The organism is Vibrio sp. V42_P2S4T144 (genome assembly GCF_009904715.1).
In the GTDB taxonomy this organism is placed as follows: Bacteria; Pseudomonadota; Gammaproteobacteria; order Enterobacterales; family Vibrionaceae; genus Vibrio; species Vibrio alginolyticus.
Genome location: NZ_WXWS01000236.1, coordinates 1 through 2,571 on the forward strand (window position 1 = coordinate 1; position 2,571 = coordinate 2,571).

Annotated in this window: 2 protein-coding genes; one reads left to right on the forward strand and one right to left on the reverse strand. The window is 39.8% G+C overall.

Features of this window, described 5'->3' with window-relative positions:
- Nucleotides 1–525 precede the first annotated feature (525 nt).
- On the forward strand, nt 526–1,101 hold the full coding sequence (locus CAG68_RS08240) for an imm11 family protein (protein WP_053349404.1): 576 nt from the start codon (nt 526–528) through the stop codon (nt 1,099–1,101).
- Between the two features lie 139 nt (nt 1,102–1,240).
- Here CAG68_RS08240 and CAG68_RS08245 read toward each other — a convergent pair.
- The coding region (locus CAG68_RS08245) for an EAL domain-containing protein (protein ID WP_161440996.1) at nt 1,241–2,571 on the reverse strand (1,331 nt) is incomplete at its 5' end.

A 2,571-nucleotide genomic window follows, 5' to 3' on the forward strand; every position in this document is an offset into this window, starting at 1 on the left:
TTTCTTTTTCTACGCTTTATCCAATACCTCAAAAGTTTGTGATTTAACTCGTAACAAATCGTAACGCCGAATCGTTATGTGTATAAATGCATTTATAATGTATGAATAAACAACAGGGTGGTAAGAAAAGGCAGTAAAACAACGGTGAATCGGTTGTTTTTAATTCACGATTGACAAAGCTAAGTCTAAGTCGTACAAAAATTGAACTTGTGAATGTATCGTTTAAGTGAGAGTGATGAGCTCGACAAAAGTGAAGTGATGCGTGCTATTGTTTATTCTCTAATTTATTCGATTACATAAGGAAGGGTACATAGTAAAAATTGAAAAAATAATTCTATCGTGTGGATTAAAATATATAAATAATAAAACTTAGAAATTAAAAGATAAGAACGCCAGATATTAATTCATTAAATTTTTGAACATGAAAGTAAACTCTATCTATTATGTTTGGTTTGGTTTGGTTTGGTTTGGTGTGAAAGCGCTCGTCTCATTAAGAAAAGCGCTCAAATTTATTTAAGGACGGTTATGACAGCATTTAATAAAGTGTTTATTGTCACTCCCAATGTTAATGATTTTGCAATGTTGCAAGAGTCGCCATTGGAAATGTCTCTTCAAGTAACGGCAAGCAAACCTATCCAACTCTATGGAGAGTCTGTTAAAGCCAGTTGGAAAAGTATTGATATTGAATGGTTAGACGTTAAGGGTGAAAAGCCATTACCCAGGCCTGATATTGCAGCATGGGGATCTTTTACTCTTGCTGTATCCGCTTCTATTGCGGATAAGCTCGATGTGTTGAGCGAGAATGTCGAATTTTTACCATTAAATCTACAAGGAAAGCCTTGGCGAGCATTAAACATTGTCACTCAAATTGATGCCATTGATACCTCTGCTACCGAGTATAATCTTCGTCATGGTAAGCTAAGTCGTGCTAGACCGTTTAAGAAACTCGTTTTGAATAGAGAAGCCGTTAATGAATCTGACTTGTTCAGAGTAAAAGGTGCTGGGCTCAGAACGTTTTGCACGGACAAAAAAGGTGGCTTGTACGATAGCGTCAAAGCGCTGAATTTGACCGGTTTGGATTTCAAGGAAGTGCTGGTTTAAAAACGAATAAATAGTGATTTACTCGACTAAAGTCATAGATATAGGTATGGGGGAACAAAAGCTGAGCATCTATCAATGAAGCTCATATACAACTAAATACAGCCGCCACAGTTGTGACTGCTGTACTTCTCCCCTTAACTTATGTTCTTGAAACCCTAATTGAGCTGACCATGGACGCATCAAATCGACTGTCGTCATTTGCCGATTGCCACCACAAGCTCAATTGTTCTTTAGTCATTGGTTTGCCAAATAAATAGCCTTGCATATAGTCGCAGCGGTATGCCGATAGCCATTCATGCATCATATTGTGTTCAATACCTTCTGCTGTAACCGTTTTATTTTGGGCATGGCATAGCTCAATAATAGGTTTGATCACATGGCCGTTATTGGTGTTCATCAATGTAACGAGGAACTCTCGATCAAATTTGATTTTTTGAACCGGATACTGAACGAGCTGAGTTAACGATGTGTAACCAGAACCAAAGTCATCAATTGCAAGACGGTAGCCACGTTTTGATAGCTCATCAAGTAGGGCCGTGCCTTGTTGTTCTGCGGCAAAGGTTTCGGTTATTTCTATCTCAATACATTTTGGTTTAACCTGGTGCAGTGTCGCTTGTTCATGGATGTAGTTTGCCATTTCTATCGAGTTTAGCTCCGCTGATGATAAATTGACCGAAAGAACAATGTCCTTACCGAAAATATTCCTTAATTGATGGTATTCCGCCGTTGCATTGGCGAAAACCCAGCGGTCAATTTTATCAAATAATCCGGCTTGCTCTGCAATTGGAATAAACTCCTTTGGAGGGATAGGGCCGATACCTTCGGCTTCCCAGCGCAACAAGACTTCTAACCCCTCAATTTCGTTGCTTCGATTGTTCATATAGGGTTGAAAAACAAGGTGGAATTCTTCCTCTACATTGCTTTTTCGGAGCGCACGTTCAAGCTGACTTCGTCTTTGAGACTCAATATTGAGAGCGGCTGAATAATAGGCGTATTGATTTTTCCCTGCCCGTTTTGCTTGATACATAGCCGCATCGGCACTGGAGAGTAACTTCGCGATGTCAGTACCGTCTTGAGGATATTGTGCAATACCTACGCTTGCCGTAACGGGAAATGAATTACTCCAAGATGAACTGAGATTACTAATCGGTTTTAGTAACTCTGATGCAAGCAAATCAGGCAAGCGTTTTACCTCTTGATTTGAGCTCAGCAAAATTGCAAATTCGTCACCAGATAACCTGGCGGCAAAGCAGGGGCTGTTGTAATCGTGCGAGAACTTTTGACAAGCATTCTTGATGTGTGATGAGAACACTTTTAATAAGTTATCTCCCAATTCATGCCCGTATTTATCATTCACGTATTTAAAGTTATCAAGATCGACGTAAACAACCCACAGAAACTGCGAAGGGGAGATAAGTTGACGAGTGGCAAGCTCATGAAAACGATGGCGATTGGCGAGTTGCGTCAGGT